We start from the raw sequence: 21,445 nt of genomic DNA, 5'->3' as shown, positions 1-21,445 counted from the left end.
TACGCAGGCTTGAGCGGGCCGTGTTGTATTTTTTACGGGGGTGTTGTGTAAAAAAATGAACAAGGCTAAGCTCGAATCAAACCCATAACAGCAATAATACCGGGGTGCTTCATGTCTCGCCTGCCGTTAATCGGCGTCACCGACTGCTCTAGGCAGATCGGTCTGCATGCTTATCACATCAGTGGCGACATTGACGTCAGCGTCGCAGCCTTCACGGCTCCGGGACTGCCGGTGATTCTTCCGTCCCTGGCGAGTCGACCATTGGCGTCCGATATTCTGGACAGCCCTGATGTCACCCCCATTACGGTTACTCCATTCAATATAGAACCGATTCACAATAGCGGCGCCTCCATTGCCTTGGGCACCGCTTGCGATTCTGCACGCCCGGCATTTGCCGCGTGGTGCGAAAAAACACGATAGCCTTTCGTACACTGGAATTTCAACGCGACGCCGATGCGTCAAACATCGCCTGGCTCATGCAAGAGTCGGGAAACTCAAAGCCTAGAGGCATTTATGAGTAACAACCTCGACCAGCTCACCGATTGGTTGAAAGACCACAAGATCACAGAAGTCGAATGCATGATCGCCGACTTGACCGGGATTACCCGGGGCAAGATTTCGCCGACCAACAAATTCATCGCGGAAAAAGGCATGCGCCTGCCAGAGAGCGTGCTGCTGCAGACCGTGACCGGCGATTACGTCGAAGACGACATCTATTACGAGCTGCTTGATCCGGCCGACATCGACATGGTCTGCCGTCCCGACCAGAACGCGGTGTACCTGGTGCCTTGGGCCATTGAGCCCACCGCCATCGTCATTCACGACACCTACGACAAGCAAGGCAACCCGATCGAGCTGTCGCCGCGCAACGTGCTGAAGAAAGTCCTGAAACTCTATTCCGACAAGGGCTGGCAGCCCATCGTCGCGCCGGAAATGGAGTTCTACCTGACCAAGCGCAGCGATGACCCGGATTACCCGCTGCAGCCGCCGATCGGTCGTTCCGGACGCCCTGAAACCGGTCGCCAATCGTTTTCCATTGAAGCGGCCAACGAATTCGATCCGCTATTCGAAGACGTCTATGACTGGTGCGAACTGCAGGACCTGGACCTCGACACGCTGATCCACGAGGACGGCACGGCGCAGATGGAAATCAACTTCCGTCACGGTGATGCCCTGTCCCTGGCCGACCAGATCCTGGTGTTCAAGCGCACCATGCGCGAAGCGGCGCTCAAGCATGACGTGGCCGCCACTTTCATGGCCAAGCCCATGACCGGCGAGCCGGGCAGTGCCATGCACTTGCACCAGAGCATCATCGACATCGAAACCGGCAAGAACATCTTCTCCAATGAAGACGGGACCATGAGCCAATTGTTCCTGCACCACATCGGTGGCTTGCAGAAACTGATTCCCGAGCTGTTGCCGCTGTTCGCGCCCAACGTGAACTCGTTCCGCCGCTTCCTGCCGGACACTTCGGCACCGGTGAACGTTGAATGGGGCGAAGAGAACCGCACCGTGGGCCTGCGGGTTCCGGATGCCGGGCCGCAGAACCGTCGGGTGGAAAACCGCTTGCCGGGCGCCGATGCCAACCCGTACCTGGCGATCGCCGCGAGCCTGCTCTGCGGTTACATCGGCATGGTCGAAGGCCTGAACCCGAGTGCACCGGTGGTGGGCCGTGGCTATGAGCGCCGCAACCTGCGCCTGCCACTGACCATCGAGGACGCGCTGGAGCGCATGGAAAACAGCGCGACCATCGCGAAATACCTGGGCAAAAATTTCATCACTGGCTACGTCGCGGTCAAGCGGGCCGAGCATGAAAACTTCAAGCGCGTGATCAGTTCGTGGGAACGGGAATTCCTGCTTTTTGCCGTCTGACGCGCCGGGCGTCGTTGTGATCAAACGGCGCCTCCACCTGATTTTTTTAGGAGATTGGTATGACCAGCAACAACCCGCAAACCCGTGAATGGCAAGCCCTGAGCAGTGACCACCACCTGGCCCCGTTCAGCGACTTCAAGCAGTTGAAAGAGAAAGGCCCGCGGATCATCACCAACGCCAAAGGCGTTTACCTGTGGGACAGCGAAGGTAACAAAATCCTCGACGGCATGGCCGGCCTGTGGTGCGTGGCCATCGGTTACGGTCGCGATGAACTGGCCGATGCCGCCAGCAAGCAAATGCGCGAACTGCCGTACTACAACCTGTTCTTCCAGACCGCTCACCCACCGGTGCTGGAACTGGCCAAGGCCATCGCCGATATCGCGCCTGAAGGCATGAACCACGTGTTCTTCACCGGTTCCGGCTCTGAAGGCAACGACACCATGCTGCGTATGGTTCGCCACTATTGGGCGATCAAGGGCCAACCGAACAAGAAAGTCATCATCAGCCGCAAGAACGGCTATCACGGTTCCACTGTGGCCGGCGCGAGCCTGGGTGGCATGACCTACATGCACGAACAAGGCGACTTGCCGATCCCGGGCATCGTCCACATCGCCCAGCCGTACTGGTTCGCCGAAGGCGGCGACATGACGCCGGAAGAGTTCGGTGTCTGGGCGGCCAACCAGCTCGAAGAGAAAATTCTGGAAATCGGCGTCGACAACGTGGGCGCCTTTATTGCCGAACCGATCCAGGGCGCCGGCGGCGTGATCATTCCGCCAGACACCTACTGGCCGCGCATCAAGGAAATCCTCGCCAAGTACGACATCCTGTTCGTGGCAGACGAAGTGATCTGTGGTTTCGGCCGCACCGGCGAGTGGTTCGGTTCCGATTTCTATGGCCTCAAGCCCGACATGATGACCATCGCAAAAGGCCTGACCTCCGGCTACATCCCCATGGGTGGCCTGATCGTGCGCGACGAAGTGGTGGCAGTGCTCAATGAAGGCGGCGATTTCAACCACGGTTTCACGTACTCCGGGCACCCGGTGGCGGCTGCGGTGGCACTGGAAAACATCCGCATCCTGCGCGACGAAAAAATTATCGAGCGCGTACACAACGAAACGGCACCGTATTTGCAGAAACGCTTGCGGGAACTGAATGATCACCCATTGGTGGGCGAAGTTCGTGGTGTGGGTCTGTTGGGGGCTATCGAGCTGGTGCAGGACAAGGCCACTCGCAAGCGCTACGAAGGCAAGGGCGTTGGCATGATCTGCCGGCAGTTCTGCTTCGACAACGGCCTGATCATGCGCGCCGTGGGCGATACCATGATCATCGCTCCGCCGCTGGTGATCACACTGGCGGAAATCGATGAGCTAGTGACCAAGGCACGCAAGTGCCTGGACCTGACCCTGAGTGCATTGCAGGGCTAAGTGCTAGGCTCTGAGCGCAAGTATGAAACTTTCGCTCAGAGCAGCCATAAAGGGTGGCCTTTTGTTGAAAGACCGCCTCGGAACTTGCCAGACTAGCCGCGGTTCCAGTTGCCCGGGTTCGGCCGCTGAACTTAGTGGTTCAAAAAAGAAAAATTTGGAGCATCACGCATGAAGGCATTAGGCAAAAAGTTTGCTGGCAAGACTCTTCTCGCCATGTCCCTGATGGGCATTATGGCGGGCGCGGTTCAGGCCGATGACAAAGTTCTGCACGTGTACAACTGGTCCGACTACATTGCTCCGGACACTATCGCGAACTTCGAAAAAGAGTCCGGCATCAAAGTCGTGTATGACGTTTTCGACAGTAACGAAACCCTGGAAGCGAAGTTGCTGGCAGGCAAGTCCGGCTACGACATCGTTGTACCGTCGAACAACTTCCTGGCCAAGCAGATCAAGGCCGGTGTTTACCAGAAGCTGGACAAGTCCAAGCTGCCTAACTGGAAAAACCTGAACCCGGACCTGCTCAAGGCCGTATCGGTGAGCGACCCAGGCAACGAACACGCCTTCCCGTACATGTGGGGTTCGATCGGTATCGGTTTCAACGCCGAGAAGGTCAAGGCTGCACTGGGTGCCGACGCACCGACCAACTCCTGGGATCTGATCTTCAAGCCTGAAAACGCCGCCAAGCTGAAGTCGTGCGGTATCAGCCTGCTGGATTCGCCAACCGAGATGATTCCGGTGGCGCTGCATTACCTGGGCCTGCCAACCGACAGCCAGAAGAAAGAAGACATCGACAAGGCTCAGGCGCTGCTGCTCAAGGTTCGTCCTTCGATCGCCTACTTCCACTCTTCCAAGTACATCTCCGACCTGGCCAACGGCAACATCTGCGTAGCCGTGGGTTATTCGGGTGACGTGTACCAGGCCAAGTCCCGCGCGGCTGAAGCCGGTGACAAGGTGAAAGTCAGCTACAACATTCCGAAAGAAGGTGCGGGCAGCTTCTACGACATGGTCGCCATCCCTAAAGATGCCGAAAACGTCGAAGGCGCCTACAAATTCATGACCTACCTGCAGAAGCCGGAAGTCATGGCTGCAATCACCAACGCCGTGCGCTTCCCGAACGGTAACGCGGCTGCCACGCCACTGGTTGATAAAGACATCACCAGCGATCCAGGCATCTACCCGCCAGCGGATGTGCAGGCCAAGCTGTACGCGATTGCCGACTTGCCGGCCGCGACCCAGCGGATCCTGACTCGCAGCTGGACCACGATCAAATCCGGTAAGTAATGGGTAAAACCTTGTAGGAGTGAGCTTGCTCGCGATGAGTCTGATAGCGCCGCGAGGTGTCAGGCACCCAGCGTCATCCTTGACGGCCATTGCGAGCGGGCTCGCTCCTACAGGTAACTGCATAAAAGTTTTGCTGGAACGGTTTTTCGAGGGTAAGTTGCGCGCCGGTTTTGTTGCCAGGCAGCCGTGGCTGTCATGTAACGCGGGGCAACTTGGGCCCAACTAATTTTAGAGGACCTCCACTTGCCTATTTTTTCTTTTTTGCGCAATGCCTTGCTGGCTGCTGCCGGGTTGACGCTTGCCGTCAATGCCCAGGCCGCCGGTACCGTGCATGTTTATAATTGGTCGGATTACATCGGGCAGACCACCCTGGCGGACTTTCAGAAAGAGACCGGCATTAAACCGGTTTATGACGTTTTCGACTCCAACGAAACCCTGGAAGGCAAGTTGCTGGCCGGGCGCACCGGGTACGACGTGGTCGTGCCGTCCAACCACTTCCTTGGCAAGCAAATCAAGGCCGGCGCTTTCCAGAAGCTCGACAAGAAACTGCTGACGAACTACGGCAACCTTGATCCGGTGCTGCTCAAGCGCCTGGAGCAGAATGATCCGGGTAACCAGTACGCCGTACCGTACCTCTGGGGCACCAACGGCATCGGCTACAACGTCGACAAGATCAAGGCCGTACTGGGCGTCGATTCGATCGATTCCTGGGCGGTGCTGTTCGAGCCGGAAAACATCAAGAAACTGCAGAGCTGCGGTGTAGCGTTCCTCGACTCCGCTGACGAAATGATGCCCACCGTTCTCAACTACATGGGCCTGAACGCCAACAGCACCAACCCCGAAGATTACAAAAAGGCTGAAGCCAAGTTGCTGGCGGTGCGGCCTTACGTGACCTACTTCCATTCGTCGAAATACATCACCGACCTGGCCAACGGCGATATCTGCATCGCGGTCGGCTTCTCCGGCGACATGTTCCAGGCACGCAACCGTGCCGAAGAAGCCAAGAAAGGCGTGAAGATCGCCTACACCATTCCCAAAGAAGGTGGCGCACTATGGTTCGACATGCTGGCGATTCCGAAAGATTCGGCCAACGTCAAAGAGGCCCATGCGTTCATCAACTATTTGCTGAAACCTGAGGTTATCGCCCAGGTCAGTGATTACGTCGGCTACGCCAACCCTAACCCGGGGTCGGACAAACTGATGGAACAGTCCATTCGCACCGACGAAGCGGTTTATCCACCGCAAGCCGTGCTCGACAAGACTTACGTGTCTATCGAGTTACCACCAAACATTCAACGTTTGATGACCCGCAGCTGGACCAAGGTCAAGTCGGGTAAATAGCTTCAAGGCTCAAACTATCCAAGGTTGGCTCACCTTGAGCGAACTGCACTCTTTTTTTCTGGGAGTTTCGTAAATGGCAGTTGCCTCCGGCGCCTATAAGAAAGCCCTCGAGGGCGACCAGTCACCTAAACAGGTGCTGGTCAAAATCGACCGGGTCACGAAGAAGTTCGACGAGACGATTGCCGTGGACGATGTGTCCCTGGAAATCAAGAAAGGCGAGATTTTCGCCCTGCTCGGCGGTTCGGGATCGGGCAAATCCACCTTGCTGCGTATGCTCGCGGGTTTCGAGCGTCCAACCGAAGGACGGATCTTCCTCGATGGCGTAGACATCACCGACATGCCGCCGTACGAGCGGCCGATCAACATGATGTTCCAGTCCTACGCATTGTTCCCGCACATGACCGTGGCGCAGAACATCGCCTTCGGCCTCAAGCAGGACAAGCTGCCGGCCGCTGAAATCGATGCACGCGTGGCCGACATGCTCAAGCTGGTGCAGATGAGCCAATACGCCAAGCGCAAACCCCATCAATTGTCCGGTGGTCAGCGTCAGCGTGTTGCCCTGGCCCGTTCCCTGGCCAAGCGTCCGAAGCTGCTGTTGCTCGACGAACCGATGGGCGCACTGGACAAGAAGCTGCGTTCGCAAATGCAGCTGGAGCTGGTGGAGATCATCGAACGCGTCGGCGTAACCTGCGTCATGGTGACCCACGACCAGGAAGAGGCCATGACCATGGCCGAGCGCATCGCGATCATGCACCTGGGCTGGATCGCCCAGATCGGCAGCCCGATCGACATCTACGAAACCCCGACCAGCCGCCTGGTCTGCGAATTCATCGGCAACGTCAACATCTTCGACGGTGAAGTGATCGACGATGCCGAAGGCCACGCGACCATCACCTGCAAGGACCTGGACCGCCAGATCTATGTCGGCCACGGCATCAGCACCTCGGTGCAGGACAAGTCCGTGACCTACGCGATTCGTCCGGAAAAGCTGCTCGTGACCCCGACCATGCCGACCTGCGAATACAACTGGTCCAGCGGCAAGGTGCACGACATCGCCTACCTGGGCGGTCACTCGGTGTTCTACGTTGAACTGCCGAGCGGCAAGATCGTCCAGTCCTTCGTCGCCAACGCCGAACGCCGTGGCCAGCGGCCGACCTGGGGTGATCAGGTGTACGTGTACTGGGAAGACGACAGCGGCGTGGTACTTCGCTCATGAACATGCGCAAACTCAAACGCCGCTTCAGTCGAATAATTCCCGGTGGCCGCCAGTTGGTCATCGGGGTTCCCTTCATCTGGCTGTTCCTGTTCTTCATGCTGCCGTTCTTCATCGTCCTGAAGATCAGCTTCGCCGAAGCCGACGTGGCCATTCCGCCGTACACCGAGATCTACAGCTACGCCGAGCAGAAATTGCAGCTGCTGCTGAACCTGGGCAACTACGCGACGCTGGCTGGCGACGAGCTGTACATCGCCGCCTACCTCGGCTCGCTGAAGATGGCGTTTTTCAGCACCATCCTCTGTCTGCTGATCGGCTATCCGATGGCCTACGCCATCGCCAGCGCCCGTAAAGAGCTGCAAACGGTGCTGGTGCTGCTGATCATGATGCCGACCTGGACCGCGATCCTGATCCGCGTGTATGCGTGGATGGGCATCCTCAGCAACAACGGTCTGCTCAACGGTTTCCTGATGAGCATGGGCTGGATCAACGAACCGCTGCAGATCCTCAACACCAACCTGGCGGTCTACATCGGCGTGGTTTATTCCTACCTGCCGTTCATGATCCTGCCGCTCTACGCCAACCTGGTGAAGCACGATCAAAGCTTGCTGGAAGCCGCGTCGGACCTGGGTTCGAGCAACTTCAACAGCTTCTGGAAGATCACGATTCCGCTGTCGAAAAACGGCATCATCGCCGGCTGCATGCTGGTGTTCATCCCGGTGGTGGGCGAGTTCGTGATCCCGGAACTGCTCGGTGGTCCGGAAACCCTGATGATCGGTAAAGTGCTCTGGCAAGAGTTCTTCAACAACCGAGACTGGCCGGTGGCTTCTTCCCTGGCGGTAGTGATGCTGGCGATCCTGATTGTGCCGATCATTCTCTTCAACCGCAGTCAGGCCAAGGAAATGGAGGGTAAAGAATGAAGCGCTTCCGTTTCTCCAGCTTGATGCTGGTATTGGGTCTGCTGTTCATTTATGCGCCGATGCTGATCCTGGTGATCTACTCGTTCAACGCCTCGAAACTGGTGACGGTGTGGGGCGGCTGGTCGATCAAGTGGTACGTCGGCCTGCTCGACAACACGCAACTGATGGGCTCGGTGGTGCGCTCGCTGGAAATTGCCTGCTACACGGCGGTGGCGGCGGTGGCACTGGGTACGCTGGCAGCGTTCGTCCTGACCCGTATCACTCACTTCAAGGGCCGTACGCTGTTCGGCGGCCTGGTGACCGCGCCGCTGGTCATGCCCGAGGTGATCACCGGTCTGTCGCTGTTGCTGCTGTTCGTGGCCATGGCGCAGATGATCGGCTGGCCACAGGAACGCGGCATCGTCACCATCTGGATCGCTCACACCACGTTCTGTGCGGCGTATGTGGCGGTGGTGGTCTCGGCGCGTTTGCGTGAGCTGGACCTGTCCATCGAAGAAGCGGCCATGGACCTCGGTGCACGGCCATGGAAGGTGTTCTTTCTGATCACCATTCCGATGATCGCGCCCTCCCTGGGCGCGGGCGGCATGATGTCCTTCGCCCTGTCCCTGGATGACCTGGTGTTGGCGAGCTTCGTGTCGGGTCCGGGGTCCACGACCCTGCCGATGGAAGTGTTCTCGGCGGTACGCCTGGGCGTGAAGCCGGAGATCAACGCCGTGGCCAGTCTGATTCTGCTGGCGGTATCGCTGATGACGTTCCTGGTGTGGTTCTTCAGCCGCCGCGCCGAAGAAAGCCGCAAGCGGGCGATTCAGCAGGCCATCGAAGAAGGCGCTGCCGATTCGTGGAAGCAACCGGACGTGCGTCGCGCGCAGGCACCGGAAGCGGCTTGAGCTTGATGTCGGGTTGGCCACAATTTCGTGGCCGACCCTGATCCACTGTAGGAGCGAGCCTGCTCGCGATGGACTCCCAGTCGACCTCTTCGTTGACTGACACTCCTTCGCGATCGGGCTCGCTCCCACAGGTTGATTGGAGGTCAGGCAACCCAAGGGGATTTGCGGATGACCTCGACAAAGTTCATCGGTTTGAACCCCGGCTCCTGATCCAACAGCACATCCGTCTTCACGTTGCCAAACGTGGTCTGCGGGCGATGGCGCAAGCCGTCGGCAAAGGCGCAGATGATGCATTCCTTGAATCCTTCACCCCGTGGATGCGCATGCACCACTGCTTCGCGCTGCGCGGTGGGAAACGCGGCGTAGTCCATCCCCAGTACGTCCATCTCGACACCGGCCGTCACCAGCGCAACGGTAGGCCGCAAATGTTGGGGCACGCCAGGGGTGGTGTGCAGGGCGATCGACAACCAGACTTGCTCGATGTCGTCATCGCTGAACCCGTAGGGCCTGAGGAACGCGGCCGCCGCATTGGCGCCATCGACTTCGAAGCGTTCGCTGTCACTGCGATAGCCTTCCACCAGGCCGAGGTCATGGAACATCGCGCCGACGTACAACAGCTCAGGGTTATAGGCCAGTTGCTTGCGTTCACCGCTCAGCGCACCAAACAGGAATACCCGGCGCGAGTGGTGGTAGAGCAGGTCTGATTCGATGTCGCGGATGTATTCGGTGGTGGCTCTGGCCAAGGCGCTGTCGGGGATTTTGATACCGGCGATGGTGGTGCTCATGGGAGTTCCCTCGTGATGAACGCCGTGGCGGCGTTGAGGGGTTCAGTCTGTTCGTCCACCCCAAACCGGACAATCGATCCATGGCTGCGATCCCGGCCAATGAGCCTACATATCGCGCCAACCTCGCTTGTCGGGCCTGGATTGGCTAGGGTTGCACACAGCCCCTGTAGGAGCGAGCCTGCTCGCGATGGACGTCAACGATGACGCGGGCTGTCTGGATAAACACAGCGCCCTCACGGCCATCGCGAGCAGGCTCGCTCCTACAGGAGACGGTGTGATCCGATTCATAAAAGGCTATTCACGTCATGAGTAAAACCGTTGCCATCGTGGTGTTCGCAGGTGTGCAGTCGCTGGACGTCACTGGCCCCATGGATGTGTTTTCCGAAGCCAATCGATTCCTCGCCCCCAAGGATCATTATCAGATTGAAGTGATAGGCGTGGAGCGCGGCGCGATAGCGTGTTCCAACGGCCTGTCGCTCAACGCCCATCGACATTTCAGCGAAGCATTGCAGGGCTACGACTTGCTGCTGGTGGCGGGTGGGCCGCAGTTGCCATTCATGAATTTCGGCGCGGCATTCGATGCCTGGCTGCGCGATGCCTGCGCGCGGGCGCAACGCTTTGGCTCGATCTGCAATGGCGCATTCATGCTCGCCCGGGCGGGTTTGCTGCAGGGGCGTACGGTGACCACCCATTGGAGCGATGCGCCAGCGTTGGCGGCGCTTTGCCCGACCACTCAGGTCGAAGCCGATCGCCTGTACGTCCAGGACGCCGAGCTTTACACCTCGGCGGGGGTCACGGCGGGGATCGACTTGTCGTTGTCCCTGCTGGGTCGCGACCAGGGGCCGGAAGTGGCGTTGAGCGTGGCCAAGCGGCTGGTGGTGTTCACCCAGCGCTCGGGCGGCCAGTCACAGTTCAGCCCGTTCCTCGCTCCCCATGCCGAACCGACCTCGGCGGTGGCAATGGTCCAGCACTACGTGTTGGCCAACCTCAACGGCGACTTGACCATCGCCGACCTGGCCAATGCCGCCAACATGAGTGCGCGCAATTTTTCCAGAGTGTTTGCCAGGGAAGCGAAGATCACCCCGGCCGAGTTCGTCGAGCGGGCCAGGGTGGACGCGGCACGGGTGCTGCTGGAAAGCACCCGGTCGCCGCTCAAGACGGTGGCCTATCAATGCGGCTTCCGCGATGCCCAGCACATGCGCAGTGTGTTCAATCGCAGGCTGGGAGTGACGCCGCAACAGTTCAGGCTGAACTTTGCGGCGATGGTTTAAGCCAGGATTTGCGTTGTTCTCGCGGGCCTTATCGCGAGCAGGCTAGCTCCCACAATGGATCTGCGTGCGCCGGATCAATGTGGGAGCGAGCCTGCTCGCGATGAGGCCAGTCCAGGCAACACAAATCTTACTGAGCACCTCGCGCCGGCAACAGCTTCAACGTACTGCGCGTATTGGCCGTGACCTCTTCATCATTGAGATATGCCTGGTAGTACAGCCCTTCGATGTACGACTCGGCCTGATCGTCGTAGTGGCTGTCGAACGGCACGCCACTCTGGCCGACCGGGTTGACGGTCAGGCTGTGGGCCGGGTCGGCGAAGTCGATCAGGCGCCGGGTCGACGGGCCATACGTCACCGGCCAGGGCGCCGGGCCGATCTTGGCTGACAGGTTGTTCGGCACTTCATGGCTGCCGGGCGCGGCGAAGGGGCCGACGTTGAAAATCAGGTCCAGCGGTTTTTGCTGCCCCAGCGGATGGCCGTGGGTCAGCGTATGGGCCTTGCCCCACTGCCATTGCGCGAAGTCCGGACCGAGGGTGGTCTTGAGGTGGGCGATGCTGGCCTGCCACGCAGCCTTGACGGTATCGGCCCGGGTTTCCTTGCCAAGGGTGTTGCGATTGTCCCACCACGGCGAGTCGGGGCTGGCGGCCAGGCGCGGCAGCGCGGCGTCGATCACGCGGGTCGAGAGCAGCGTTTCGAAGAAATCGTTGCCCAATTCATCGTGCATCGTCGCGTCAGCCAGATTGAACAGAAACTGGTTGAACACCGTGGCGCTGGTGGATTCCAGCGGGTAGTCGCCCTTCCATTGAGCCAGTTGTTCCACCAGTTTCAGTTCGGCGGGATCGCTCACCACTGCACGCAACACCGGCAGTAATGGCGCTAACACGCGCGGGCCGTAGGCAGTGGTGGTACCCAGTTGCAGCTTCTGGCTGGATTCCAGATCCCACTTGACGCCCTTGGCGCTGAGTTGTTGATTGAGCTGCTGACCACGGTCGGCCAGGTTGTAATAACCGGGAATCTCCATGCCCGTCGGTGACACCGGCTGGAAGTTGGCCGAGACGATGTACCCCCGCGCCGGGTTTTCTTCCTGCGGGTTGGCGCTGAAGGGGTAGAAACCGTCCTTGTCGGCGTCAGGCGTGCTGCCGTCGAGGATAAAGCCGGGGCGCACACCCGCAGGGCGCTTGGGTAGTTGTGCTGCGGCCCACCAGCCGATGTCGCCCTTGGCGTTGGCCCAGACGATGTTCAGGCCGGGGGCCTGGACCTTGGCGGCAGCACTGCGTGCCTTGGCCAGGGTGTCGGCACGGTTGAGCTGATAGAAGCCCTCGAGGATCGGGTTCTGGCTTTCGAGAAAACCCCACCACATGGCGATTGGCGTCTTGCCCACGCCGCTGCCCAATGCATCGTTGACGATCGGGCCGTGGGGCGACTGGCGCAACACCAGTGTGACCGGAGCCTGACCCTTGACCGCGATTTGCTGTTCGCTGGTCGACATGTCCACCCACTTGCCGCGGTACCAGACCTGGTTGGGGTTGTCCGGGTTGACCTTTTCGGCAATCAGGTCGAGGTCGTCGTTCTGGAACATGGTGATGCTCCAGCCGAAATCACGGTTCATGCCCAGCGAAGCGAACGGCATCAAGGCCTGATAGTGGCCGTAGAGTTCGAACCCCGGCGCAGAGAGATGCGCTTCGTACCACACCGCGGGCGCGGAAAAGCGGATATGCGGGTCGCCGGCCAGCAGCGGCTTGCCGCTTTGGGTTCGGCTGCCGGCGACGACCCAGGCGTTGCTGCCTTCGAATTGCGGCAGACCATTGTCGGCCAGCGCCTGTTCACTGAGGCGGGCGAGGGCGTTGAGGTCTTTCCAGTCACTGCTGGCGAGTGCGGGTGCCGCGCCGCCGTGACGTTTCGCCAATAGGCCCTTGGGCTGCCAGTCGAGATCGAAGATGTTCAGGTAGTCGGCGCCCAGCTGATCGCGCACGTAGGTCAGCAGGGGCTCGGTGCGAAACGCCGCGGCAAAACTGTAGGCCATGTAACCGGCGATGCTGATGGTGTCCTGGGCCGTGAACGGGCGCTTGGGAATGCCCAATACATCGAACTCCACGGGTTTGGCGTGAGTGTCCTGATACTGGTTGATGCCATCCAGATAGGCCTGCATGGCGATGAAGGCGGGCGATTGTTTATCCAGGTTCGCTAGGTAGGTTTCGGCGCGCTCGCGAATGCGCAGGCTGCGCATCAGCTTGTCGGTGTCGAGCAGTTTCGGCCCGAGCACTTCGGCCAGCTCGCCACGAGCCAGGCGACGCAGGATTTCCATCTGGAACAAGCGGTCCTGGGCATGGACGTAGCCGAGGGCGCGGTAAAGATCGGTTTCGTTTTCGGCGCGGATGTGCGGCACGCCACGCTCGTCGTAGCGCACGGTGACCGAACCTTGCAGGTGTTGCAGTTCCACCATGCCCTGGCGTGACGGCTGCTTGCTGTAGGCGTACCAGCCGCCCGCCGCGGTGAGCGCGATGATCAGCAAGCCGAGAGCGGTCAGGCTACGTTTCATGGTGTCTCCTTATTGTTATGTGTGACAGCGATTCCCTGGCGCCACTGTTTAACACGGCAGGCCGGTTTGGCCCATCGCCCGTAGGAGGGATTCGTGTGGCTACTTCGTTGTGCCAGGGGGCCAGGGGCAGTAACACCCCACCGCCAGGGTGTGCGTGGCACTCACCTCACGACCTTCGTTCAGCGCTTTGAGGATCGGTTCGATAAAGCTGTTGCTCGAATTGCAGGTCAGGCCTTCGCTGTAGGGGCCGAAGTACGCCAGTTTGCCGCTGCGATCCCAGATCGCCACGGCCGGGCTGGCCGGGATCTGCTCGGAGCCGGGCAAGACGTCGAGGCTTTTCAGGCTGCTCAGGGTGCTGGGTAGCTGGCCATGACTGCCGGGCTTTTGCACTGCATAAAATTCCACACCTTGTGGCACGTAGCGCTCGACCAGTTCGGCCAGGTGTTGTTGATTGCCGACATTGCACGGACAGGCCGGGTCCCAGAAATGCACCAGGCGGATGGCGCCCGGGCCGGCGAGGTCAGCGGGAAGACGCAGCGGATCGCCGGAGAACACCGCCGTGTGCTCACTGAACGCGCGCAGGTAACGCCCTTGAAACCAGTCGTATGCAGCCCACAGTACTCCGGCACACATGAGCGCCAGCAGGCCGATAAGCAGTGTGGCGCGGTAAGGCGGGCGCATTGAGGGCACTCCTTGAGGGTCGGCTAGCTTGCCATGCTTGCTGCGACAGATGAATATCGCAGGTCAATAAAGTCCGTTTCACGCCCTGGAATCGTTCATGCCTGCCACCTTCGACCCTGATCACCTGCGCGCCAGCCTGCGGCCATTGGCCGAGAGGCAGCCGTTGTCGGTAGAGGCGCAGGCTTATCAGCGGTTTTACCGGCTGGACTTTTCTTCACGCAATGTGCGCAGCGGCCTGGGGCGTTTCCAGGTCGACGGCTATGAAGTCGTCAGCCAGTTCTGGTGGCCCGAGCGGGCGAAAGCGACGCTGTTTGTGTTCCATGGTTTTTATGATCACACCGGGCTTTACCGGCATGTGATCGAGTGGGCGCTGGATCAGGGTTTTGCCGTGATTGCCTGTGACTTGCCGGGGCATGGACTGTCCAGCGGCGAGCGGGCGAGCATCAGGGACTTCGCCGAGTACCAGGACACCCTGCAAGGGTTGTTCAGCGAAGCGCAATCCCTGGAGCTGCCGCAACCGTGGCATTTGTGCGGGCAAAGCACCGGCGGCGCCATTGTGATCGATCATGTGCTCAATGCAGGGGCGAGCAGCCCGGCCCAGGGTCAGGTGATTCTGTTGGCACCGCTGGTGCGGCCGCGGGCGTGGGGTTGGTCGAAATTCAGCTATTACCTGCTCAAGCCTTTCGTCAAAGCCATTGCCCGCCGCTTCAGCGAGAACTCCAACGACCCGGAATTTTTGCCCTTCCTGCAGGCCGATCCGTTGCAGCCACTGCGTCTGCCGACGGCTTGGGTAGGCGCGCTGGCACGCTGGATCAAACGTGTCGAAGCCGCACCGGCAAGCCCCCGGCGACCCCTGATTGTGCAAGGCCAGGCGGACATGACGGTGGACTGGGAGCATAACCTTGAGGTGTTGCGGGGCAAGTTCGATCGGCCGCAGGTGCTGATGCTGCCCGAGGCGCGGCATCATTTGGCGAATGAAGTGCCGGCGTTGCGAGGGGAGTACTTCGGGTTTTTGACCAAGCGGATCAAGGGGCGGAATCAGTGATCATTCGGGCCCCCAAAAATTATTGGGCCAGGTTCGACGTGCTTTGCCCCACCGCGAGCCCCGCCCGAATCGCCGCCAGTGCCGCCTGGTAATAAGCCTTGCCCTCTGCCGACTCGGCAAACGTGGCGAACTCTTCCAGTTCTTCATCCGACAGATCGCGATAGACATACAGCAGTGTGTTGTTCAGGTCGCTGCCGATCTGCTCCATCAAACGCTGACGCTGACTGTTCAACATGCCTTGCGCCTGACCGGCGCCGAGCAGGCCGGGGATCATCGCGCTCAAGCTGTCGGCCGCGACACCGGCAATCGCCAGGCTGACTTCCGCGCCGGCCTCGCGAGCGGGCAGGGCCTGGGCCAGGTGACCGATGATCAACAGGCGGTTATCGCTGGCCTGCATCCTCGGCAAGCCCTTGGCGTTTTTCGCCAGTTGGTCGCGGCGCGTCGCCAGCAATTCGGCGGTGACGATTTTCTTGCCCAGTGGCGATTGGAAGAAGGCCAGCGCCGGTTTCGGATCGGCGAGATTCTTGCGCAGTTGCGATTCGGCGCGCTGATCCACGGCTTTGGGGTCAAAGCGTTGATTGCTGTTGTTGACCAGTGCCTGGAACACCGCGGGTGGCAGACTGCTTTGGTAGCGTTGTTGGGCGGCTGAAAGAGCGTCGTTGAAATGCGCGCGTTGTTCTGGCCAGCCGGCGACCTTGTACAACTGGTCGTGGCCGTCTGCCCAAGCGGGCAAAACGCAGAACATCAGCAGGGAGAAAAGCAAACGGCGCATAGGGACTCCTGTCAGCAGGCGACTATTCTCCGTGTGGCATACGGACTTGTCGAGAATTCGTATCAACCCGCTGCGTGGCTCTGTCGGATTTTCAGGCGCAGGAATACTATGCGCGCCATGCCAATACCTTCTGATCACCCATTGCTGTTACGAATCGTCGATGACCTGGCCGCCAATGGCTGGTCGCAGCAAAATATTTTCCTGCCTCTGGATCTGACCCGGGCACTGGCGGCCGAGTGCCGTAAACGTGCCGCCGAAGGTGAGTTGGCTCCCGCTGCGGTGGGGCGCGGGCCGTCCTCGGAGATTCGCGAGGGTATTCGCGGCGATCATATCCAGTGGATCGAGCCCGGCCAGGCCGAGCCTTGCGACAGTTACCTGGAGTTGATGGACAGCCTGCGCGAGGCCATGAACCGCGATCTGTTCCTGGGGCTGGAAGATTTCGAAAGCCATTTCGCGATGTACCCGCCGGGGGCGTTCTACCTCAAGCATGTCGACCGGTTTCGCGATGACGACCGGCGCATGGTCTCGGCGGTGGTCTACCTCAATGAGGGTTGGCTGCCCGAGCACGGCGGCCAATTGCGCATGTACCTGGAAGAAGGCGCGGCATACGATGTGACACCGATCGGTGGCTGCCTGGTGGTGTTCCTGTCGGGTGAGGTCCCCCATGAAGTTTTGCCTGCGACCCGCGAACGCCTGTCGTTGACCGGCTGGTTCCGGCGTCGCGGCAACGAGCCGTTCTGATGATGCAGAAAATTCTGGTAAGCCGCTGCCTGCTGGGGCATCGCGTACGTTACGACGGCGGGGCCAGCGGTCCGTTCGATCAGCTACAGATCTGGCTCGATGAAGGTCGTGTCGTGCCGTTGTGCCCGGAAGTCGCCGGTGGATTGCCGACACCACGTGCGGCGGCGGAAATCCCGGGCGGGCAGGGCGGTGAAGTGCTGGATGGCCAGGCGTCGGTGCTGACGACCGAGGGCGAGGACGTCAGCGCGCAGTTTCTGAGTGGGGCCTGCCAGGCACTGGAATTGGTGCGGCAGCATGCCATCCGCATCGCCGTACTCAAGGCCAACAGCCCGTCTTGTGGCAATCTGCTGACCTATGACGGGACGTTCAGTGGGGTGAAGGTCCGTGGCGAAGGCGTGACGGCTGCACTGCTCAAGCGCCACGGCGTGCAAGTCTTCAGCGAGCTGGAGCTGGCTGAAGCGGCGACAGCCCTGGAAAACCTGAGCTGACCCCGAACCCTGCAGGCGCTGGCTGGTCGGGTCGCCGCATCGCAGCGATGGTCGTTAACGATAACGCGTGTGATCTGGGTAAACGCTACGCACTTGAGTCCTTCGCGAGCAAGCTCACGCCTGCAGGGTCATTGCTTTGGCGTTACACCTGCATCTGGCCCAAACCATTTCTCTTCCAGCGCTTTAAGCCGGCCATCGGCCTTGATTCGCTGCAACGCGTTTTCCAGGCTGGCATGAAAGGCCGGATTACCCTTCTGAAACGGAATCGCCAGGTTCACGGGCGAACTGGCTTTGGGCTTCTCTTCTGTCAGCGATTGCAGCAGCAGCATTGAGCGCGGCTCGTCTTTCTGCGCAATCAGCTGTGCATCGGTACGACGATAAGGTTCGCTGAAGTCGAAACGTTCCTTGAGCGCCGGGGTCTCTGTTATGTGATTGATGGCGATGTCGTACTTGCCGCTTTCGACGCCGGTCAACAGATCGCTGCCGTCAGTGACGACGAAATCGGCCCGAACTTCCAGTTCGTTGGCGAGCAGTTGACCCAATTCAACTTCGAAGCCCTCGAGCTTGTCGTCTTTCTTGAAATTGAAAGGGGGAGTATTGGCCTCAAGGGCTATGCGCAGTTCGCCGCGGTCGTTGACGTCATCAATCAGTTCGGCATGAGCCAACGGGCTCAAAAGGGGTAGCAGGCAGATCAGGCCAGGCAGAAAACGCATGGTCACTCCTTTGAAATCATTATCGCGACGCTGTTATCAGGTTCGCTTTGCTATGGTTATCGAGTGCCTTCGACAACGATTGACCATGAAGTTGTGATGGTCACGCGGATTTTACGGAAAAACTGGAGAAGAGAATGAAAACCTTTATGTCACGAGCTGCTTTGGCTGGCCTGCTGATGGGCGTTTCTGTGCTGGCCAGTGCTGCGACTCCGGCGCCTGCGGGTGCTGCAGTGTCCATCGTTTCTCCTAAAGACGGTGCGACGGTTCCACAGACTGTCGTCGTCAAGTTCGCTGTCGAGAACATCGCGCTGGCGCCAGCTGGCGATCCCACCAAGAACACAGGCCACCATCACCTGCTGATCGATGTGGATAAAATGCCGGCGGCGGGTATGCCGATTCCGAACGATGCCCACCACCTGCACTACGGCAAGGCGCAGACCCAGGCTGAAATAACCCTGACACCGGGCAAACACACCCTCCAGCTGGAGCTGGGCGACAGTGGCCACATGCCATTCGATCCGCCGATCGTCTCGAAGAAGATCACCGTAAACGTTAAATAACGTTATTGCGCGCATGAAAAAGGGAGCCCCGAAGGCTCCCTTTTTTGTCGCTCAACTCGCGATCAGAACAACACGCGGCTACGGATGGTGCCGTTGACGTGTTGCAGCTTCTCTTGCGCCAGCTCCGAGTATTCGGCGTCTACGTCGATAACCACGTAGCCGACTTTCTCGTTGGTCTGCAGGAACTGACCGGAAATGTTGATGCCGTTTTCGGCGAAGACCTTGTTGATCTCGCTCATCACACCCGGAATGTTTTCGTGGATGTGCAGCAGGCGGTGCTTGCCAGGGTGAGCCGGCAGGGCCACTTCCGGGAAGTTCACGGACGATACCGAGGTACCGTTGTCGCTGTACTTGACCAGCTTCTCGGCCACTTCCAGGCCAATGTTGGCCTGCGCCTCGGCGGTGGAACCACCGATGTGCGGGGTCAGGATCACGTTGTCCAGGCCACGCAGCGGGCTTTCGAACTCTTCGTCGTTGGAGCGTGGCTCCACCGGGAATACGTCGATGGCAGCGCCGATCAGGTGCTTGTCCTTGATGGCGGCGGCCAGGTGGTCCAGCTCGACCACGGTGCCGCGTGCGGCGTTGATCAGGATGCCGCCCTTTTTGATGGCGCGGATTTCCTTCTCGCCGATCATCCACTGGGTCGCAGCGGTTTCCGGTACGTGCAGGGTCACGATGTCGGACATGCCCAGCAGCTCGTGCAGGTTGCCGACCTGGGTGGCGTTACCCAGTGGCAGCTTGGTCACGGTGTCGTAGAAGTACACCTGCATGCCCAGGCCTTCAGCCAGGACCGACAGTTGGGTACCGATCGAGCCGTAGCCGACGATGCCCAGCTTCTTGCCACGGATTTCGAAGGAGTTGGCCGCGCTCTTGATCCAGCCGCCACGGTGGCAGGAAGCGTTCTTCTCGGGGATGCCGCGCAACAACAGGATCGCTTCGGCCAGCACCAGTTCTGCGACGGAGCGGGTGTTGGAGTACGGGGCGTTGAACACGGCGATACCGCGCTCGCGGGCCGCGTCCAGATCAACCTGGTTGGTGCCGATGCAGAAACATCCAACCGCGACGAGCTTCTTCGCATGATCGAAGATCTCTTCGGTCAGTTGAGTGCGCGAGCGAATGCCGATGAAGTGAGCATCAGCGATCTTTTCCTTGAGTTGGGCTTCCGGCAGAGAACCTGTGAGGTACTCGATGCTGGTGTAGCCCGCCGCCTTGAGGACGTCGACAGCCGATTGGTGGACGCCTTCGAGAAGAAGGAACTTGATCTTGCTCTTATCGAGAGAAGTCTTGCTCATCTGCGTAAACCTGTATCCCGGAGAAAAATGGCAGGAGATAGCCAGCAGACGCTGACCCGGACGGCAGGAAAGCCGTCGCCGCAGAACAGCCGTTGGGCACTATGCTGCGGGGTCGGTATGCTAGCATATGCGCCCCGCTAAACACTCATTCCTGCGACGTGAAGCGTTCTCAGGATGACCATGAATTGTTCGAGAGTTCTGTCGATGACCAATCCTGCCCTGATTGATGAGCTGAAGACCCTGGTTGAGCCCGGCAAGGTGCTGACCGATGACGACTCCCTGAATGCTTACGGTAAGGATTGGACCAAGCATTTCGCCCCGGCACCCACGGCCATCGTGTTCCCGAAGACCACCGAACAGGTCCAGGCCATTGTCCTGTGGGCCAATAAACACAAGGTGGCGCTGGTGCCGTCCGGCGGACGTACCGGTCTTTCTGCGGCGGCGGTCGCGGCCAACGGCGAAGTCGTCGTGTCGTTCGACTACATGAACCAGATCCTCGACGTGAACCTCACCGACCGCACCGCCGTGTGCCAGCCGGGCGTGGTGACCGAGCATTTGCAGAACGTGGCCGAAGAAAACGGCCTGTACTACCCGGTGGACTTCGCGTCGGCGGGTTCGAGCCAGATCGGCGGCAACATCGGCACCAATGCCGGCGGGATCAAGGTGATTCGCTACGGCATGACCCGTAACTGGGTTGCCGGCATGAAAGTGGTCACCGGCAAGGGCGACGTGCTGGAACTGAACCGTGACCTGATCAAGAACGCGACCGGCTACGACATGCGTCAGCTGTTCATTGGTGCTGAAGGCACCCTCGGTTTCGTGGTCGAGGCGACCATGCGCCTGGATCGCGCACCGAAAAACCTCACTGCCATGGTCCTCGGCACCGCCGATTTCGATTCGATCATGCCGGTGCTGCACGCGTTCCAGAGCAAACTCGACCTGACTGCCTTCGAATTCTTCTCCGATAAAGCCCTGGCCAAAGTCATGGCCCGTGGCGACGTTCCGGCGCCGTTCGAATCCGATTGCCCGTTCTACGCACTGCTCGAATTTGAAGCGACCACCGAAGAAGTGGCCAACCACGCGCTGGAAACCTTCGAGCACTGCGTCGAGCAGGGCTGGGTGCTGGACGGCGTGATGAGCCAGAGCGAAACCCAGCTGCAGAATTTGTGGAAACTGCGCGAATACATCTCCGAAACCATTTCCCACTGGACGCCATACAAGAACGACATTTCGGTCACCGTGTCGAAAGTTCCGGCGTTCCTGAAGGAAATTGATGCGATCGTCGGCGAACACTACCCGGATTTCGAAATCGTCTGGTTCGGTCACATTGGCGACGGCAACCTGCACCTGAACATCCTCAAGCCGGATAACCTGAGCAAGGACGAGTTCTTCGCCAAGTGTGCGACCGTTAACAAATGGGTATTCGAAACCGTCGAGAAGTACAACGGTTCGATTTCCGCCGAGCACGGCGTGGGCATGACCAAGCGTGATTACTTGACCTACAGCCGCTCCCCGGTTGAGATCGAGTACATGAAAGCCGTCAAGGCGGTGTTCGACCCGAACGGCATCATGAACCCGGGCAAGATTTTCGCTGTTTGAATCAACGAATCAGGAGTCGGT

Annotated in this window: 20 protein-coding genes; 14 read left to right on the top strand and 6 right to left on the bottom strand. The window is 59.7% G+C overall.

Annotation, left to right across the window (positions count from 1 at the left end):
- The first annotated feature begins 111 nt into the window (after positions 1-111).
- From ACGJAX_RS04855 to ACGJAX_RS04820, 8 genes are all read left to right on the top strand, one after another.
- Entirely contained in the window at positions 112-420 is a 309-nt protein-coding gene (locus ACGJAX_RS04855; protein WP_390957633.1) for a glutamine amidotransferase, read from the top strand.
- Between the two features lie 93 nt (positions 421-513).
- On the top strand, positions 514-1,872 hold the full coding sequence (locus tag ACGJAX_RS04850; RefSeq protein WP_390957631.1) for a glutamine synthetase family protein: 1,359 nt from the start codon (positions 514-516) through the stop codon (positions 1,870-1,872).
- 59 nt (positions 1,873-1,931) lie between these two features.
- A complete protein-coding gene (locus tag ACGJAX_RS04845; protein ID WP_090326331.1) occupies positions 1,932-3,296 on the top strand; it encodes an aspartate aminotransferase family protein in 1,365 nt (454 codons plus the stop codon).
- Between the two features lie 168 nt (positions 3,297-3,464).
- Positions 3,465-4,577, top strand: a complete 1,113-nt coding sequence (locus tag ACGJAX_RS04840; RefSeq protein WP_090326329.1) for a polyamine ABC transporter substrate-binding protein — start codon at positions 3,465-3,467, stop codon at positions 4,575-4,577.
- A 243-nt stretch (positions 4,578-4,820) separates the two neighbouring features.
- Complete coding sequence (locus ACGJAX_RS04835; RefSeq protein WP_390957629.1) at positions 4,821-5,918, top strand: extracellular solute-binding protein; 1,098 nt, start codon at positions 4,821-4,823, stop codon at positions 5,916-5,918.
- A gap of 73 nt (positions 5,919-5,991) precedes the next feature.
- Complete coding sequence (locus ACGJAX_RS04830) at positions 5,992-7,134, top strand: ABC transporter ATP-binding protein (RefSeq protein WP_090326325.1); 1,143 nt, start codon at positions 5,992-5,994, stop codon at positions 7,132-7,134.
- A 35-nt stretch (positions 7,135-7,169) separates the two neighbouring features.
- The gene (locus ACGJAX_RS04825; protein WP_174552510.1) at positions 7,170-8,051 is read left to right on the top strand and encodes an ABC transporter permease subunit; all 882 of its coding nucleotides are present in this window, start codon (positions 7,170-7,172) and stop codon (positions 8,049-8,051) included.
- A complete protein-coding gene (locus ACGJAX_RS04820; RefSeq protein WP_090326320.1) occupies positions 8,048-8,938 on the top strand; it encodes an ABC transporter permease subunit in 891 nt (296 codons plus the stop codon). The genes ACGJAX_RS04825 and ACGJAX_RS04820 overlap by 4 nt, the downstream gene beginning before the upstream one ends.
- A gap of 143 nt (positions 8,939-9,081) precedes the next feature.
- On the opposite strand, the gene ACGJAX_RS04815 is transcribed toward ACGJAX_RS04820, so the two are convergent.
- Positions 9,082-9,723 carry an HD domain-containing protein gene (locus tag ACGJAX_RS04815; RefSeq protein ID WP_248914504.1) on the bottom strand — a complete coding sequence of 214 codons (642 nt, stop codon included), beginning with the start codon at positions 9,721-9,723 and terminating at the stop codon, positions 9,082-9,084.
- Between the two features lie 305 nt (positions 9,724-10,028).
- Here ACGJAX_RS04815 and ACGJAX_RS04810 point away from each other — a divergent pair, with 305 nt between their 5' ends.
- Positions 10,029-10,994: a DJ-1/PfpI family protein gene (locus ACGJAX_RS04810; RefSeq protein ID WP_390957626.1), complete on the top strand. Its 966-nt coding sequence runs from the start codon at positions 10,029-10,031 to the stop codon at positions 10,992-10,994.
- A 127-nt stretch (positions 10,995-11,121) separates the two neighbouring features.
- On the opposite strand, the gene ACGJAX_RS04805 is transcribed toward ACGJAX_RS04810, so the two are convergent.
- Both ACGJAX_RS04805 and ACGJAX_RS04800 read right to left on the bottom strand, forming a co-directional pair.
- Positions 11,122-13,533, bottom strand: coding sequence for a penicillin acylase family protein (locus ACGJAX_RS04805; RefSeq protein ID WP_390957624.1), 2,412 nt, complete (start codon positions 13,531-13,533; stop codon positions 11,122-11,124).
- Positions 13,534-13,632: 99 nt separating this feature from the next.
- The gene (locus ACGJAX_RS04800; protein WP_390957622.1) at positions 13,633-14,214 is read right to left on the bottom strand and encodes a DUF6436 domain-containing protein; all 582 of its coding nucleotides are present in this window, start codon (positions 14,212-14,214) and stop codon (positions 13,633-13,635) included.
- Positions 14,215-14,311: 97 nt separating this feature from the next.
- On the opposite strand from ACGJAX_RS04800, the gene ACGJAX_RS04795 reads away from it, so the two are divergent.
- Positions 14,312-15,259 carry an alpha/beta hydrolase gene (locus ACGJAX_RS04795; protein ID WP_248914500.1) on the top strand — a complete coding sequence of 316 codons (948 nt, stop codon included), beginning with the start codon at positions 14,312-14,314 and terminating at the stop codon, positions 15,257-15,259.
- Positions 15,260-15,278: 19 nt separating this feature from the next.
- On the opposite strand, the gene ACGJAX_RS04790 is transcribed toward ACGJAX_RS04795, so the two are convergent.
- The gene (locus ACGJAX_RS04790) at positions 15,279-16,031 is read right to left on the bottom strand and encodes a DUF2059 domain-containing protein (RefSeq protein ID WP_390957620.1); all 753 of its coding nucleotides are present in this window, start codon (positions 16,029-16,031) and stop codon (positions 15,279-15,281) included.
- 108 nt (positions 16,032-16,139) lie between these two features.
- Between ACGJAX_RS04790 and ACGJAX_RS04785 the strand changes: the two genes are divergently transcribed.
- Entirely contained in the window at positions 16,140-16,772 is a 633-nt protein-coding gene (locus ACGJAX_RS04785; protein ID WP_390957618.1) for a 2OG-Fe(II) oxygenase, read from the top strand.
- A gap of 2 nt (positions 16,773-16,774) precedes the next feature.
- The gene (locus ACGJAX_RS04780) at positions 16,775-17,260 is read left to right on the top strand and encodes a 2-thiouracil desulfurase family protein (RefSeq protein ID WP_390959805.1); all 486 of its coding nucleotides are present in this window, start codon (positions 16,775-16,777) and stop codon (positions 17,258-17,260) included.
- 128 nt (positions 17,261-17,388) lie between these two features.
- Here ACGJAX_RS04780 and ACGJAX_RS04775 read toward each other — a convergent pair whose 3' ends face one another.
- Positions 17,389-17,973 carry a transporter substrate-binding domain-containing protein gene (locus tag ACGJAX_RS04775; RefSeq protein ID WP_390957616.1) on the bottom strand — a complete coding sequence of 195 codons (585 nt, stop codon included), beginning with the start codon at positions 17,971-17,973 and terminating at the stop codon, positions 17,389-17,391.
- A gap of 134 nt (positions 17,974-18,107) precedes the next feature.
- Here ACGJAX_RS04775 and ACGJAX_RS04770 point away from each other — a divergent pair, with 134 nt between their 5' ends.
- Positions 18,108-18,533, top strand: a complete 426-nt coding sequence (locus ACGJAX_RS04770; RefSeq protein WP_390957614.1) for a DUF4399 domain-containing protein — start codon at positions 18,108-18,110, stop codon at positions 18,531-18,533.
- A 62-nt stretch (positions 18,534-18,595) separates the two neighbouring features.
- Here the strand turns inward: ACGJAX_RS04770 and serA are convergent, their stop codons facing one another.
- Positions 18,596-19,825: a phosphoglycerate dehydrogenase gene (gene serA, locus ACGJAX_RS04765; protein WP_077048552.1), complete on the bottom strand. Its 1,230-nt coding sequence runs from the start codon at positions 19,823-19,825 to the stop codon at positions 18,596-18,598.
- A 204-nt stretch (positions 19,826-20,029) separates the two neighbouring features.
- On the opposite strand from serA, the gene ACGJAX_RS04760 reads away from it, so the two are divergent.
- Entirely contained in the window at positions 20,030-21,424 is a 1,395-nt protein-coding gene (locus tag ACGJAX_RS04760) for an FAD-binding oxidoreductase (protein ID WP_090326295.1), read from the top strand.
- Positions 21,425-21,445: the final 21 nt, after the last annotated feature.

The sequence above is a fragment of the Pseudomonas moorei genome, from assembly GCF_042846945.1.
GTDB classification, from domain to species: domain Bacteria; phylum Pseudomonadota; class Gammaproteobacteria; order Pseudomonadales; family Pseudomonadaceae; genus Aquipseudomonas; species Aquipseudomonas moorei.
The sequence above is the reverse complement of the archived record's forward strand: the minus strand, read 5'-3'. Positions and strand labels throughout refer to the sequence as shown.

Excerpts from the sequence above, each read along its gene's own strand:
- ACGJAX_RS04845 (WP_090326331.1), top strand. The coding sequence starts at position 1,932 with ATGACCAGCAACAACCCGCAAACCCGTGAATGGCAAGCCCTGAGCAGT.
- ACGJAX_RS04820 (WP_090326320.1), top strand. The coding sequence starts at position 8,048 with ATGAAGCGCTTCCGTTTCTCCAGCTTGATGCTGGTATTGGGTCTGCTG.
- ACGJAX_RS04810 (WP_390957626.1), top strand. The coding sequence starts at position 10,029 with ATGAGTAAAACCGTTGCCATCGTGGTGTTCGCAGGTGTGCAGTCGCTG.
- ACGJAX_RS04855 (WP_390957633.1), top strand. The coding sequence starts at position 112 with ATGTCTCGCCTGCCGTTAATCGGCGTCACCGACTGCTCTAGGCAGATC.
- ACGJAX_RS04775 (WP_390957616.1), bottom strand. The coding sequence starts at position 17,973 with ATGCGTTTTCTGCCTGGCCTGATCTGCCTGCTACCCCTTTTGAGCCCG.
- ACGJAX_RS04800 (WP_390957622.1), bottom strand. The coding sequence starts at position 14,214 with ATGCGCCCGCCTTACCGCGCCACACTGCTTATCGGCCTGCTGGCGCTC.
- ACGJAX_RS04840 (WP_090326329.1), top strand. The coding sequence starts at position 3,465 with ATGAAGGCATTAGGCAAAAAGTTTGCTGGCAAGACTCTTCTCGCCATG.
- ACGJAX_RS04780 (WP_390959805.1), top strand. The coding sequence starts at position 16,775 with ATGCAGAAAATTCTGGTAAGCCGCTGCCTGCTGGGGCATCGCGTACGT.
- ACGJAX_RS04805 (WP_390957624.1), bottom strand. The coding sequence starts at position 13,533 with ATGAAACGTAGCCTGACCGCTCTCGGCTTGCTGATCATCGCGCTCACC.
- serA (WP_077048552.1), bottom strand. The coding sequence starts at position 19,825 with ATGAGCAAGACTTCTCTCGATAAGAGCAAGATCAAGTTCCTTCTTCTC.
- ACGJAX_RS04795 (WP_248914500.1), top strand. The coding sequence starts at position 14,312 with ATGCCTGCCACCTTCGACCCTGATCACCTGCGCGCCAGCCTGCGGCCA.
- ACGJAX_RS04770 (WP_390957614.1), top strand. The coding sequence starts at position 18,108 with ATGAAAACCTTTATGTCACGAGCTGCTTTGGCTGGCCTGCTGATGGGC.
- ACGJAX_RS04760 (WP_090326295.1), top strand. The coding sequence starts at position 20,030 with ATGACCAATCCTGCCCTGATTGATGAGCTGAAGACCCTGGTTGAGCCC.
- ACGJAX_RS04830 (WP_090326325.1), top strand. The coding sequence starts at position 5,992 with ATGGCAGTTGCCTCCGGCGCCTATAAGAAAGCCCTCGAGGGCGACCAG.
- ACGJAX_RS04815 (WP_248914504.1), bottom strand. The coding sequence starts at position 9,723 with ATGAGCACCACCATCGCCGGTATCAAAATCCCCGACAGCGCCTTGGCC.
- ACGJAX_RS04850 (WP_390957631.1), top strand. The coding sequence starts at position 514 with ATGAGTAACAACCTCGACCAGCTCACCGATTGGTTGAAAGACCACAAG.
- ACGJAX_RS04785 (WP_390957618.1), top strand. The coding sequence starts at position 16,140 with ATGCGCGCCATGCCAATACCTTCTGATCACCCATTGCTGTTACGAATC.
- ACGJAX_RS04790 (WP_390957620.1), bottom strand. The coding sequence starts at position 16,031 with ATGCGCCGTTTGCTTTTCTCCCTGCTGATGTTCTGCGTTTTGCCCGCT.